Here is a 13,743-nt window from a genome sequence, read left to right as displayed (position 1 = left end):
CCGACGACAAGGCACATGCACGTGAACATGCGCAACCAGTGGCCAGTCCTGCCGATCGTGGCGGGGCTGGCCTCCGGCCTTCTCACCGGATGCGGCTCCGACACGGGCGACGCAGGGGACAGCGGCTCCTCCGTGGTCATGGGGATGTCCGACGACGTCCTGGCCACCGACCCGGCGTCCGGCTACGACCCCGGCTCCTGGCTGTTGTTCAACAACGTCTTCCAGTCGTTGCTGAGCTTCCCCAAGGGCGGCACCGAGCCGGAACCCGAGGCCGCAAAGGAGTGCGCTTTCACGGACACCCAGACCAAGGTGTACAAGTGCACGCTGCAGGACGGGCTGAAGTTCAGCAACGGTGACGAGCTCACCTCGAAGGACGTGAAGTTCTCCTTCGACCGCATGCTGAAGATCGACGACGACGCCGGTCCCGCGATCATGTTCCCCATGCTCGGCACGGTGGAGACGCCGGATGCCAAGACCGTCGTCTTCCACCTCAAGTACGCCGACGCCACCTTCCCGAGCAAGATCGCCTCCGGCGCCGGCTCGATCGTGGACCACCAGCAGTACTCCGCCGACGGACTGCGCAAGGACGACGGAGCGGTCGGCTCGGGCCCCTACAAGCTGGAGTCCTTCAGCAAGGACAAGGCCGTCTTCTCGGTCAACGACAGCTACAAGGGCACCGCCAAGGTGCAGAACTCCGGCGTGACCCTGAAGTTCTTCCACGGCGACCAGGCCGCCCTGAAGAACGCGCTGACGAACGACGAGATCGACGTCGCCTACCGAGGCCTCGCCGCCGACGACATCAGCGACATCGAGAACAACGCCTCCACCGGCCTGGGCATCAACGTCGTCGAGGGCAGCAGCGCCGAGGTGCAGCACCTGGTCTTCAACATGGACGACCCGGTCGCCGGCAAGCTCGGCGTGCGCAAGGCCATCGCCTATCTGCTCGACCGCGAGGCCCTGGTCAACGAGGTCTACGACGACACGGCGACGCCGCTCTACTCGATCATCCCGGCCGGTATCACGGGCCACAACACGTCCTTCTTCGACACCTACGGCGCCCGCCCCTCGAAGTCCAAGGCCGAGGCCGCGCTGCGGGCCGAGGGCATCACCGGCAAGGTGAAGCTGACCCTCTGGTCGACACCGTCGCGCTACGGCCCGTCCACCGACGCGGAGTTCAAGGCGATCGCCAAGCAGCTCAACGCCAGCGGGCTCTTCGACGCGACCGTGAAGTCCGTCGCCTTCGACCAGTACGAGGCGGACATCGCCAAGGGCAAGTACGGCGTGTACGTGAAGGGTTGGGTGCCCGACTACCCGGACCCGGACAACTTCACGGCCCCCTTCTTCGGCAAGGGCAACGTGCTGAGCAACAACTTCTCCAACAGCACGATCACCGGGCAGCTCATCCCGAGGACGGCCGCCGAGAGCGACCGCTCCGCGACGGACACCGACTACGGCACGCTCCAGGACCTCGTGGCCGACGAACTGCCGGTCATCCCGATCTGGCAGGCCAAGCAGTACGCCGTCGTCCGCGACAACGTCTACGGCCTGGAGTACTGCCTCGACGCCTCGACCGTGTTCCGCTTCTGGGAGATCAGCAAGGGCTGACCACCCCTGTACGTACGTTGAGGGCGCCCCCTTCCAGAAGGGGGCGCCCTCAACGCGTGTGCTGTGGTGGGCTACTGCGCGCCGGGGCGCACCAACCCGCTCTCGTACGCGTACACCGCGGCCTGCACCCGGTCGCGCAGCCCCAGCTTGGTCAGGACGTGACCCACATGCGTCTTGACCGTGGTCTCGCTGACGAACAGGTCGGCCGCGATCTCCGCGTTCGACAGACCGCGCGCCACCAGCTTCAGCACCTCGACCTCACGCTCGGTCAACGTGTGCAGCGTGTCCGGAACCGGCTCGTCGCCGGAGGGCAGATGGCCCGCGTATTTGTCGAGCAGCCGACGCGTGATGCTCGGCGCGAGCATCGCCTCCCCCGCCGCGACCACCCGGATCGCCTGCACCAGCTCATTGGCGGGCGCGTCCTTGAGGAGGAAGCCGCTGGCGCCCGCGCGCAGCGCCTCGACCACGTACTCGTCGAGGTCGAAGGTGGTCAGGACGAGCACCTTCGCCGGACCGTCCCGGCCGGGGCCGGTGATCTGCCGGGTCGCCTCGACACCGTCCATCCGCGGCATACGGATGTCCATCAGAACCACATCGGGCTGCAGGGCACGTACTTGGTCGAGTGCCTGGAGACCGTCACCGGCCTCGCCGACGACCGCAAGGTCCTGCTCCGCCTCCAGGATCATCCGGAAGCCGGTACGCAGTAGCGGCTGGTCGTCGACCAGTAGGACACGGATGGCCACGTAAGTCTCCTTCGCTAGTCCGGCCCCATTCTGCCCTGCTCGTCACCACCGGACTCCAGCGCCCTGACCGGGAGCGGATACGGCGGGGGAGTACCGCCGAATTCAGGACATACCGCTTGGTGGTCGCACCAGCCGCACAGCTTGGTGGGCCGGGGCCGCCAGTCACCGGTCTCGGTGGCTTGCCGGATCGCGTCCCACAGGGCGAGCAGCTTGCGCTCGATCCGCTCCAGGTCCGCGATCACCGGGTCGTACGTCAGCACGTCACCGCTGCCGAGATAGACGAGCTGGAGCCGGCGCGGGACCACCCGCTTCAGCCGCCACACCACCAGGGCGTAGAACTTCATCTGGAACAGGGCGCCTTCGGCGTACTCGGGCCGTGGCGCCTTGCCCGTCTTGTAGTCGACGATCCGGACCTCGCCCGTCGGCGCCACGTCGACCCGGTCGATGATGCCGCGCAGCTTGAGCCCGGAGTCGAGCTGCGCCTCGACGAACAGCTCCCGCTCGGCCGGTTCCAGCCGGGTCGGGTCCTCCAGCGTGAACCAGCGCTCCACCAGCCGCTCGGCCTCGGTCAGCCAGCGCGCCAGCCGCTCGCCCTCCGGGTCGTCGGCGAACAGCTCCACGACCTCCGGCTTGGTCTCCCGCAGCCGGTCCCACTGCCCGGGGATCAGTGATTTGGCGCGCGGCGCCGTCCGCTCCGTCGCCGGTGCGTCGAAGAGCCGCTCGAGGACCGCGTGCACCAGCGTGCCGCGCGTCGCCGCCTCGCTCGGCTTCTCCGGCAGCTTGTCGATCACCCGGAACCGGTAGAGCAGCGGGCACTGCATGAAGTCACTGGCACGCGAGGGCGACAGGGACGCGGGCGGCACGGCGGGCGCGGCGGCCCGTGCGGCCGGTGCGGCCGCTATGGTCGCGACGGCTTCGACGGCTTCGACGGCTTCGGCCGGCTCGGCTGCGACGGCTTGGGTCGGCTCTGCCTCGACGGCCTCTGGCCGCTCAGCCGGCACGGCGGCCCCGGCGCTGTCGTCGCTGCCCGTCTCCGCGACGCCCTCGGTGCTGGTCTCCATGACGACAGACCTTACGGCCCGCCACTGACAGTGACCCGGCCGAGGCGCGGGCGACGGCCTGGAAAACGGAGGGGGTGCCGGGGCGGAACGCGTCGCGACGGCCGCATACCATCGACGACAGACCCTCCTGCTCCGCATGATCGGGGCGGGAGACGCTTCGAACGAGGGGACATCGTGGACGAGAGCGGCGGGAGCGGGCAGCCGCGGTCCGGTACCGATGAAGCGACCGAGCGCCACGAGGAGCCCCAGGGCTCCACGGGCCCGGCCGCGGACACCGCGCGCCCCGGACCGGCCCGGCACGATCGCCCCACCGGGCCGACGCCCACTGGCGATCCCGAGCCACGGTCCGATGCCGACTCCTCGGACGAGGCCCGGCCCGGGGACGATGCCGAGACCGCCACCGAGGCCTCGAACGAGCCCAAGGCGCACACGGGTCGCCCGGACGGCTCCCCCTCCGACACCGGTGCCGCCGAGGAAACCCTCGTGCGGGACGCCCCCCAGCCGCCGGAACCCGAGTCGGGCCGGACTCTGGCCCAGTCCGGAACCGGCAAGGGACGGCCGCCGCGGCGCGGCAGGGAGCCCGGTGGTGGGCTGCTCATGGGGCGGCCCTTCGGTGTACCCGTATATGTCGCGCCCAGCTGGTTCCTCGTGGCCGCACTGATCACTTGGGTGTTCGGCGGTCAGCTGGACCGTGTGCTGCCGGAACTCGGCGCCGCGCGTTACCTGGTCTCCCTCTTCTTCGCGGTGGCCTTCTACGCCTCCGTACTCGTCCACGAGCTGGCCCACACCGTTGCCGCCCTGCGCTTCAAGCTGCCGGTGCGCCGGATCCAGCTGCAGTTCTTCGGCGGAGTCTCGGAGATCGAGAAGGAGGCCGAGACCCCGGGCCGGGAGTTCGTGCTGGCCTTCGTCGGCCCGCTGCTCTCGCTCATCCTGTCCGGCCTCTTCTTTCTCGCCATGCAGACCGTCGAACCGGGCACCGTCCCGGGCGTCCTGGTGGCCGGCCTGATGATCTCCAACCTCATCGTGGCCGTCTTCAACCTGCTGCCCGGACTGCCCCTCGACGGCGGCCGCATGCTCCGCGCCGTCGTCTGGAAGATCACCGGCAGGCCGATGAGCGGCACGATCGCCGCCGCCTGGGTCGGCCGCGCCCTCGCCGTCTCCGTACTGATCGGGCTGCCCCTGCTCACCCAGTCCGGAGCACTCGGCGATACCCCGGACAACATCGGCGGCATGGACACCGTCACGGACGCCCTGCTGGCCGCCATCCTCGCCGCGATCATCTGGACCGGCGCCGGCAACAGCCTCCGGATGGCCCGGCTGCGCGAACACCTGCCGGAGCTGCGCGCCCGCTCGCTCACCCGGCGCGCGGTCCCGGTCGAGACGAACACCCCGCTCTCGGAGGCACTGCGCCGCGCCAACGACGCCGGCGCCCGCGCCCTGGTCGTGGTCGACGCCGACGGCGAACCGCTCTCCCTCGTCCGCGAGGCCGCCATCGTCGGCGTACCGGAGCACCGCCGCCCCTGGGTCGCGGTCAGCGGCCTCGCCCAGGACCTCACCGACGGCATGCGCGTGTCCGCCGAGCTCGCGGGCGAGGCCCTCCTGGACACCCTGCGCGCGACCCCGGCCACCGAGTACCTGGTGGTGGAGGAGTCCGGTGAGATCTACGGAGTCCTGTCCGCGGCCGACGTGGAGCGCGCTTTCGTGAAGGCCATGGCCCGCCCCAGCTGAGGCCGGGCTCAGGGCCGAGCGCACGGCACGCGTGCGTGGTCTTCGGCCCCTGCCAGGACCGGTAGGCTGGTCACATGTCCGAACCGACCGGTGCCGCCCGCAGGCGCGGGCCCTTCAAGGTCGGGGACCAGGTTCAGCTGACCGACCCCAAGGGCCGCCACTACACGTTCACGCTCGAAGCGGGGAAGAACTTCCACACCCACAAGGGTTCCTTCCCGCACGACGAGCTGATCGGCGCTCCCGAGGGCAGCGTTGTCCGCACCACGGGGAACGTCGCCTATCTCGCGCTGCGCCCCCTGCTCCCCGACTACGTCCTGTCCATGCCCCGCGGCGCCGCCGTGGTCTACCCCAAGGACGCGGGGCAGATCCTGGCCTTCGCCGACATCTTCCCCGGCGCGCGCGTCGTGGAGGCGGGCGTCGGCTCCGGCTCGCTCAGCAGCTTCCTGCTGCGGGCCATCGGCGACCAGGGCATGCTGCACTCCTACGAGCGCCGCGAGGACTTCGCCGAGATCGCCCAGCAGAACGTGGAGCGCTACTTCGGCGGCCCGCACCCCGCCTGGCAGCTCACCGTCGGCGACCTCCAGGACAACCTGAGCGACACCGACGTCGACCGCGTCATCCTCGACATGCTCGCCCCGTGGGAGTGCCTGGAGGCCGTCTCCAAGGCGCTCGTCCCGGGCGGCATCCTGTGCTGCTACGTGGCGACCACCACCCAGCTCGCGCGGACCGTCGAGTCCATTCGCGAGATCGGCTGCTTCAACGAGCCGACCGCCTGGGAGTCGATGATCCGTAACTGGCACATCGAGGGCCTGGCCGTCCGCCCGGACCACCGGATGATCGGCCACACCGGTTTCCTGCTCACCGCCCGCCGCCTCGCGGACGGCGTCGAGCCGCCCATGCGCCGCCGTCGCCCCGCCAAGGGCGCGTACGGCGAGGACTACGCCGGCCCCAACGCTGATGGCGGCACTGCCCGCTGACGCATCCGTCGCGCGCCTGTCGCGGACATACCCAACGCACCACAAATGTGGCCGAGTTCCCGAAATCGCCCGGGAACTCGGCCACAGTCCTTTTCTGTTGACGCGCCGCCAGAAGTCCGGACCCCGCCGTTCCGCCGCACTGTGACGTGTGGCACCATGCGGGACACCCCCACCGGCACAGCCCTCACGGGAGACACTCCTAGTGCAGCAATCCGCCGTCCCGGAACTGGCACACACGAACACCAGCCCCATCCAGTGGGTCGCCACGGCCACCGCCGTCGCCGGAGTCGTCGCGCTGTCCTCCGTCCTGCAGCCCGACCCGGCGCGGGCGGCCCAGCCCGGCCCCGAGGTGAAGTCGGCGGCGGCCGTCGCGGCTCCTGACCCCGCCGGTGTCGACTTCCCGATCGAGTGCGGGCCCACCAAGGTCCTCGTACAGAAGAAGGCCTCCGGAGACCTCGACGGCGACGGCCGCCCGGAGACCGTGGCCGTCGTCCGCTGCGACGCGGGCTCGGGCACCCCGCCCAACGGCGTCTACGTCCTCACCCAGGCCGCGGGTGCGAAGAAGCCCCGCGTCGTGGCGACTCTGGTCGATCCCAAGGACCGCCTGAGCGTCACGGACTTCGCGCTGCGCGACGAAGCCGTCACCGCCACCCTCCTCGGCTACTCCTCCTCCGACGTACCGAGTTGCTGCCCGGACGTGAAGGACAGCGCCAAGTGGCAGTGGAAGGGCGGCGTGTTCGTCCGCTCGACCCCGTCCGAAGCACGGAGTGTCTGAGCACACCTTCCGACGTGCGGAACATAGGAAAACACCCCCCGCGCCGCGGAGGGTGTGAGCAAACAGACAGCAGTGACGCGGAGTACCTCTCAAGTCACTCCGCGTCAGGGCCGTAGACCTCGACCCTGTCCGAAACTCGACGCACATGGATGCAGTCGCCCGGGCACTCCTTCGCGGAGTCCGTCACATCGCGCAGAAGCGGCAGCGGTACGGGCGTTGTGGCGCCCGGAGCCTGCAACAGCTCGTCGTCGGGGCTCTTCACATAGGCCAGGCCGTCGATGTCCAGCTCAAAGACCTCGGGCGCATACTGGGCGCAGATCCCGTCGCCGGTACAGAGATCCTGATCGATCCAGACCTCGAGCGCCTCGCCGTCGACTGCGGCCTCCTGCTGCACGGTCATTTCTCCTGCCGTTTCCTGCGCCGAGCGATCCGTAGACTGGGGAATCGGGCCAGCTCTGACGGGTGTTGAACACTTCGACCCTACCTCCGTCCGCTTCCCAATCATGTTCGGTGGGTATTCCCCTGGCGTGAGGGAGAGCGCAAGGGTGAAGATCGGACACACCCCGACAGTCTTTGTGATCTAGGGGTTTCAATCGACACCCACCCAGGTAGGGTCTGGAAGCGTCCAGCTCCCCTTGGAGGAGGTGAGGACCGTGGCAGCCCACGACGACGACATGAACCGCGGCATCCGCCCGGGACGAGGGTCCGATGACCCCGCCGGGCAGATTGCCTACCTTGAGCAGGAGATCGCCGTCCTGCGACGCAAGCTCGCCGACTCTCCGCGGCACACGAGGATTCTCGAAGAGCGGATCGTCGAGCTGCAGACCAACCTGGCCGGCGTGTCCGCACAGAACGAGCGGCTCGCCAACACGCTCCGTGAGGCCCGCGACCAGATCGTGGCCCTCAAGGAAGAGGTCGACCGGCTCGCGCAGCCGCCGGCGGGCTTCGGTGTCTTCCTCATGGCGAACGAGGACGGCACGGCGGACATCTTCACCGGGGGCCGCAAGCTCCGGGTGAACGTCAGCCCCAGCGTCGAGCTCGAAGAGCTCAGGCGCGGCCAGGAAGTGATGCTCAACGAAGCCCTCAACGTGGTCGAGGCCATGGAGTACGAGAGCGTCGGCGACATCGTCACCCTCAAGGAGATCCTCGAGGACGGCGAACGCGCCCTCGTGGTGGGGCACACCGACGAGGAACGGGTGGTACGGCTCGCCGAGCCGCTGCTGGACGTCACCATCCGCCCCGGCGACGCCCTGCTTCTCGAACCCCGTTCCGGCTATGTCTACGAAGTTGTCCCGAAGAGCGAGGTCGAGGAGCTCGTCCTCGAAGAGGTCCCGGACATCGGCTACGAGCAGATCGGCGGCCTGGGAAACCAGATCGAGATGATCCGCGACGCGGTCGAGCTCCCTTACCTCTACCCCGACCTCTTCAAGGAGCACGAACTGCGGCCGCCCAAGGGCGTGCTGCTGTACGGGCCCCCCGGATGCGGCAAGACACTTATCGCCAAGGCCGTCGCCAACTCGCTGGCCAAGAAGGTCGCCGAGGTGACCGGGCAGGCCGCCGGGAAGAGCTTCTTCCTCAACATCAAGGGACCCGAGCTCCTGAACAAGTACGTCGGTGAGACCGAGCGGCAGATCCGCCTGGTCTTCCAGCGTGCTCGTGAGAAGGCCAGCGAGGGCACACCCGTCATCGTCTTCTTCGACGAGATGGAGTCCCTGTTCCGCACCCGTGGATCGGGCGTCAGCTCGGACGTGGAGAACACCATCGTCCCCCAGCTGCTCGCCGAGATCGACGGCGTGGAGGGCCTGGAGAACGTGGTCGTGATCGGCGCCTCGAACCGTGAGGACATGATCGACCCCGCGATCCTGCGCCCCGGACGACTCGATGTGAAGATCAAGATCGAGCGCCCGGACGCCGAGGCCGCGAAGGACATCTTCGCGAAGTACCTCACGGAACGCCTCCCGCTGCACTCCGACGACCTCGGTGAGCACGGCGGGGACCGGGCGGCCACCGTCCATGGCATGATCCAGAACGCCGTGGAGCAGATGTACGCCGAGTCCGAGGAGAACCGCTTCCTCGAGGTCACCTACGCCAACGGCGACAAGGAAGTCCTGTACTTCAAGGACTTCAATTCCGGCGCCATGATCGAGAACATCGTCGGCCGCGCCAAGAAGGCCGCCATCAAGGCCTTCCTCGAACAGAACCAGAAGGGCCTTCGGGTCTCCCACCTCCTCCAGGCCTGCGTGGATGAGTTCAAGGAGAACGAGGACCTGCCGAACACCACCAACCCGGACGACTGGGCCCGCATCTCCGGCAAGAAGGGCGAACGGATCGTGTACATCCGTACCCTGGTGACCGGAAAGCAGGGTGCGGACACCGGACGCTCCATCGACACGGTGGCGAACACCGGTCAGTACCTGTAAAAGACAGGGCGGCTGCGGGTGCCCTCAGTGGGTACCCGCAGTCGACTGTTTTCCGGGGCACGGCTGGAGCAGAGCAATGACGCAAATGATCTCCCCACCAGCGCAAAGGCGTTCTAGGCTCTTTCGTACCGCCGAGTCGCGCGTTGCGGGGACGGGCACCGCACACGCACCGGAGCACCAGCGGTACTTGAGCAGCGTCCCCGACCGAGGGCGCCGCCGGGCAAGGAGGGCCGCATGACCGTACGGCGAGTAATGGGCATCGAGACGGAGTACGGGATCTCCGTCCCCGGCCACCCCAACGCCAATGCCATGCTCACCTCGTCCCAGATCGTCAACGCTTACGCGGCGGCGATGCACCGGGCGCGCCGCGCCCGCTGGGACTTCGAGGAGGAGAACCCGCTGCGGGACGCGCGAGGCTTCGACCTCGCCCGCGAGGCCGCCGACGCCAGCCAGCTCACCGACGAGGACATCGGCCTGGCCAATGTCATCCTCACCAATGGCGCACGACTGTACGTCGACCACGCACACCCGGAGTACAGCGCCCCGGAGGTCACCAACCCGTGGGACGCCGTCCTGTGGGACAAGGCCGGCGAGCGCATCATGGCGGAGGCCGCGGAGCGCGCGGCCCAGCTCCCCGGCGCCCAGCCGATCCACCTCTACAAGAACAACACCGACAACAAGGGCGCCTCGTACGGCACGCACGAGAACTACCTGATGAAGCGGGAGACCCCCTTCTCGGACATCGTGCGCCACCTCACGCCGTTCTTCGTCTCACGCCAGGTCGTCACCGGAGCGGGCCGCGTCGGTATCGGTCAGGACGGGCACGAGCACGGCTTCCAGCTCAGCCAGCGCGCCGACTACTTCGAGGTCGAGGTGGGCCTCGAGACCACCCTCAAGCGCCCGATCATCAACACGCGTGACGAGCCGCACGCGGACGCCGAGAAGTACCGCCGGCTGCACGTGATCATCGGCGACGCCAACCTCTCGGAGATCTCCACCTACCTCAAGCTGGGCACCACGGCCCTGGTCCTGTCCATGATCGAGGACGGCTTCATCGCCGTCGACCTGGCCGTCGACCAGCCCGTACGCACTCTGCACCAGGTCTCGCACGACCCCACGCTGAAGCGACTCGTCACGCTCCGTAGCGGGCGCACGCTGACGGCCGTACAACTCCAGATGGAGTACTTCGAGCTGTCGCGCAAGTACGTGGAGGAACGGTTCGGGGCCGACGCCGACGAGCAGACCAAGGACGTCCTGCTGCGCTGGGAGGACACCCTGAACCGCCTGGAGAACGATCCGATGAGCCTCTCCGGAGAGCTGGACTGGGTCGCCAAGCGGGAGCTCATGGAGGGCTACCGGCGCCGTGACAGCCTCGACTGGGACGCCGCCCGGCTGCACCTGGTCGACCTCCAGTACGCCGACGTACGGGCCGAGAAGGGCCTCTACAACCGTCTCGCGGCGCGCGGCAAGATGAAGCGCCTCCTGGACGAGGCGGACGTCGACCGGGCCCGCACCAAGCCGCCGGAGGACACGCGCGCGTACTTCCGCGGGCGCTGCCTGGAGCAGTACGCGGACGACGTCGCGGCGGCCTCCTGGGACTCGGTGATCTTCGATCTGCCCGGCCGGGACTCGCTCCAGCGCGTTCCAACCCTGGAGCCGCTTCGCGGAACGCGTAATCACGTCAAGGAGCTCCTCGACCGCTGCCGTACGGCTGAAGACCTGGTCAGGGTCCTGTCGGGCGGCTGAGCGGCCCAGGGAGCGTACGGGCCGGTCGGGGTGGAAAAAGGCGACGTCCGGGAATCATCGAGGTGGCCCCCGGACGTTGTAGCAACTGCGGGGCCGATGTCGGACCCTGCTTGTAGGGTCTGATCAAGAACGTCGAACCGAGCGGGGTGAGGGTTATGGCGACCAAGGACACCGGCGGCGGACAGCAGAAGGCAACGCGTTCCACCGAGGAGGTCGAGGAGCAGGCGCAGGACGCGCAGGTATCCGACGACCTCAAGGAGCGCCAGGAGAAGCTGTCGGACGACGTCGACTCCGTGCTGGACGAGATCGACGACGTCCTCGAGGAGAACGCCGAGGACTTCGTGCGTTCCTTCGTCCAAAAGGGCGGCGAGTAACGCCAGTTGTCCGCCCCGGAGCCGGCCCGATCCAGCTGGTCGGCGCCGGGACGGATGACCGGCGTTCGCGCGGGTATGGTCCGTGCACAGATTTGATGATCGGCTCGGCCGTCCACGGCGGGCCGCAGCCTACGTGGAAGGAATCGCGTGGAAGCCAACCCTCGTAGCACCGGGCGTCTGCCGGCTGCCTTCCTGACGCCCGGCTCGTCCTCGTTCATGGACTTCCTGGCCGAGCACCAGCCGGACATGCTCCCGGGCAATCGGCAGCTGCCGCCCATGAAGGGCGTGATCGAGGCCCCGCACGGCACGACCATCGTCGCCACCACGTTCCCCGGTGGCGTGGTGCTCGCCGGTGACCGGCGGGCCACCATGGGGAATGTCATCGCGCAGCGCGACATCGAGAAGGTCTTCCCGGCGGACGAGTACTCGGCGGTGGGCATCGCGGGTACGGCGGGCCTGGCCGTCGAGATGGTGAAGCTGTTCCAGCTGGAGCTGGAGCACTTCGAGAAGGTGGAGGGTGCCACGCTCTCCCTGGAGGGCAAGGCGAACCGCCTCTCCACAATGATCCGTTCCAACCTCGGCATGGCCATGCAGGGCCTCGCCGTGGTCCCGCTCTTCGCCGGGTTCGACGTGGACCGCGGCAAGGGCCGCATCTTCTCCTACGACGTCACCGGCGGCCGCTCCGAAGAGCACGGCTTCGCCGCCACCGGCTCCGGCTCGCTCTTCGCGCGCGGTGCCATGAAGAAGCTCTACAGCAACGACCTGACCGAACAGCAGGCCACGACCCTCGTCGTCCAGGCCCTGTACGACGCGGCCGACGACGACTCGGCGACCGGTGGCCCCGATGTCGCCCGCCGGATCTACCCGATCGTCACCGTGATCACCGAAGAGGGATTCCGTCGTATCACCGACGAGGAGTCCTCCGAGATCGCCCGCTCGATCCTGGAGCGGCGCCTTGAGCAGCCCGACGGTCCGCGGGCCGCGCTGCTCTGAGCCCGGCTCTTTCAGGTGATCCAGTGACTTCGACAGAAAGGGACGGATAACCGGTGTCGACGCCGTTCTATGTCTCACCCCAGCAGGCCATGGCCGACCGGGCCGAGTACGCCCGCAAAGGCATCGCCCGCGGCCGCAGCCTGGTCGTGCTGCAGTATGCCGACGGCATCGTGTTCGTCGGCGAGAACCCGTCCCGTGCGCTGCACAAGTTCAGCGAGATCTATGACCGGATCGGCTTTGCCGCCGCCGGTAAATACAACGAATACGAGAACCTGCGGATCGGTGGTGTGCGTTACGCCGATCTCCGTGGTTACACCTATGACCGTGATGACGTGACCGCTCGGGGTCTCGCCAATGTGTACGCCCAGACTCTGGGCACGATCTTCTCCTCGGCGGCCGAGAAGCCGTACGAGGTGGAGCTGGTCGTCGCCGAGGTGGGGGAGACCCCCGAGGGTGACCAGATCTACCGGCTGCCGCACGACGGGTCGATCGTGGATGAGCACGGTTCGGTCGCGGTCGGTGGCAATGCCGAGCAGATCAGTAGCTATCTGGATCAGCGGCACCAGGACGGGATGTCGCTGGCGGAGGCGCTGAAGCTGGCCGTGCAGTCGCTGTCGCGGGAGCCGAACGGTGGTGAGCGGGAGATTCCCGCGGAGCGCCTGGAGGTCGCGGTGCTGGACCGTACGCGGCCGCAGCAGCGGAAGTTCAAGCGGATTGTGGGGCGTCAGCTGGACCGTCTGTTGGAGGCGGGTGGCGCGGAGACCGCCACGGAGGCCGAGGACTCCGACGACGAGGAGTGACCCTCGGCTCTGCCTTGCCCATCGCGCGTCCCGGCCTTGCATCGGCCGGGGCGCGCGTGGCGTTTCGGGGTGGTTGTGAGCCGGGTGCGGCTGTCCATCGGTGGGTGGGTCGGGGCCGTGCGTGGGTGGGTCGGGGCTGTGCCGGTACATCCGCCCGCATTCGAACGGATCGGCTGTGGGGTGGAAGGGTGCTGTCTTTTTGGATCCGTCCGGATGCGGGCATTCGATGTACCGGCACGGCCCCTTCCGTACGTCGCCGACCGCGGGTGCGTGGGGGCCGGGGCCCAGCAATCTCTCGCCTCCTGGCCGACACCATCTACCTGACGTCTCGTCCCTCTTGCTCGGGACGAGACCGGAGGTGGCTCCCCACCAACCCGGACGACACCATCCGGCTGGTCCGGCGTCTGACGACTAGGCCGAGCGCACCCGGGCCGACGTCGGGGTGGGTGCGCTTACCGGCGCCTACTGGGTGCCGCTCGCTGTGGGACGGGCGCCGCCCCAGCGGCACGATTGCCCGCAGC

General features: G+C 68.5%; 12 protein-coding genes and 1 pseudogene. 10 read left to right on the top strand and 3 right to left on the bottom strand.

Annotated features, from left to right (window positions below):
- Positions 1 to 21: 21 nt before the first annotated feature.
- Positions 22 to 1,605: an ABC transporter substrate-binding protein gene (locus AB5J53_RS10750; protein ID WP_369252159.1), complete on the top strand. Its 1,584-nt coding sequence runs from the start codon at positions 22 to 24 to the stop codon at positions 1,603 to 1,605.
- 71 nt (positions 1,606 to 1,676) lie between these two features.
- Here AB5J53_RS10750 and AB5J53_RS10745 read toward each other — a convergent pair whose 3' ends face one another.
- Complete coding sequence (locus AB5J53_RS10745) at positions 1,677 to 2,348, bottom strand: response regulator transcription factor (RefSeq protein WP_010988071.1); 672 nt, start codon at positions 2,346 to 2,348, stop codon at positions 1,677 to 1,679.
- Positions 2,349 to 2,362: 14 nt separating this feature from the next.
- The gene (locus AB5J53_RS10740; protein WP_369245392.1) at positions 2,363 to 3,409 is read right to left on the bottom strand and encodes a RecB family exonuclease; all 1,047 of its coding nucleotides are present in this window, start codon (positions 3,407 to 3,409) and stop codon (positions 2,363 to 2,365) included.
- Positions 3,410 to 3,583: 174 nt separating this feature from the next.
- On the opposite strand from AB5J53_RS10740, the gene AB5J53_RS10735 reads away from it, so the two are divergent.
- The 3 genes from AB5J53_RS10735 to AB5J53_RS10725 all read left to right on the top strand — a co-directional run bounded on the left by AB5J53_RS10735 (position 3,584) and on the right by AB5J53_RS10725 (position 6,889).
- The gene (locus AB5J53_RS10735; protein ID WP_369245391.1) at positions 3,584 to 5,137 is read left to right on the top strand and encodes a site-2 protease family protein; all 1,554 of its coding nucleotides are present in this window, start codon (positions 3,584 to 3,586) and stop codon (positions 5,135 to 5,137) included.
- Positions 5,138 to 5,211: 74 nt separating this feature from the next.
- Entirely contained in the window at positions 5,212 to 6,114 is a 903-nt protein-coding gene (locus AB5J53_RS10730) for a tRNA (adenine-N1)-methyltransferase (RefSeq protein ID WP_339128330.1), read from the top strand.
- A 202-nt stretch (positions 6,115 to 6,316) separates the two neighbouring features.
- Positions 6,317 to 6,889, top strand: a complete 573-nt coding sequence (locus AB5J53_RS10725) for a hypothetical protein (RefSeq protein ID WP_369245390.1) — start codon at positions 6,317 to 6,319, stop codon at positions 6,887 to 6,889.
- A gap of 94 nt (positions 6,890 to 6,983) precedes the next feature.
- Here AB5J53_RS10725 and AB5J53_RS10720 read toward each other — a convergent pair whose 3' ends face one another.
- The gene (locus AB5J53_RS10720) at positions 6,984 to 7,289 is read right to left on the bottom strand and encodes a ferredoxin (RefSeq protein WP_369245389.1); all 306 of its coding nucleotides are present in this window, start codon (positions 7,287 to 7,289) and stop codon (positions 6,984 to 6,986) included.
- A gap of 253 nt (positions 7,290 to 7,542) precedes the next feature.
- Here AB5J53_RS10720 and arc point away from each other — a divergent pair, with 253 nt between their 5' ends.
- From arc to prcA, 6 genes and pseudogenes are all read left to right on the top strand, one after another.
- Positions 7,543 to 9,309, top strand: a complete 1,767-nt coding sequence (arc, locus tag AB5J53_RS10715; protein ID WP_369245388.1) for a proteasome ATPase — start codon at positions 7,543 to 7,545, stop codon at positions 9,307 to 9,309.
- A 234-nt stretch (positions 9,310 to 9,543) separates the two neighbouring features.
- Positions 9,544 to 11,055 (top strand): depupylase/deamidase Dop, encoded by a 1,512-nt coding sequence (gene dop, locus AB5J53_RS10710; protein WP_369245387.1) that lies wholly within the window; start codon positions 9,544 to 9,546, stop codon positions 11,053 to 11,055.
- 155 nt (positions 11,056 to 11,210) lie between these two features.
- Positions 11,211 to 11,429, top strand: coding sequence for a ubiquitin-like protein Pup (locus AB5J53_RS10705; protein ID WP_054231164.1), 219 nt, complete (start codon positions 11,211 to 11,213; stop codon positions 11,427 to 11,429).
- Between the two features lie 115 nt (positions 11,430 to 11,544).
- Positions 11,545 to 11,625: pseudogene (locus tag AB5J53_RS10700) on the top strand (recombination endonuclease VII); the annotation flags it as partial.
- Positions 11,607 to 12,422, top strand: a complete 816-nt coding sequence (gene prcB / locus AB5J53_RS10695; protein ID WP_369252157.1) for a proteasome subunit beta — start codon at positions 11,607 to 11,609, stop codon at positions 12,420 to 12,422. The pseudogene AB5J53_RS10700 and the gene prcB, both read left to right, overlap by 19 nt.
- 53 nt (positions 12,423 to 12,475) lie before the next feature.
- Positions 12,476 to 13,222, top strand: a complete 747-nt coding sequence (gene prcA / locus AB5J53_RS10690; protein ID WP_369245386.1) for a proteasome subunit alpha — start codon at positions 12,476 to 12,478, stop codon at positions 13,220 to 13,222.
- Positions 13,223 to 13,743: the final 521 nt, after the last annotated feature.

Source organism: Streptomyces sp. R41 (genome assembly GCF_041053055.1).
Lineage (GTDB): Bacteria > Actinomycetota > Actinomycetes > Streptomycetales > Streptomycetaceae > Streptomyces.
Note: the sequence above shows the minus strand (reverse complement) of the source record. Positions and strands in the feature narration are given on the sequence as shown.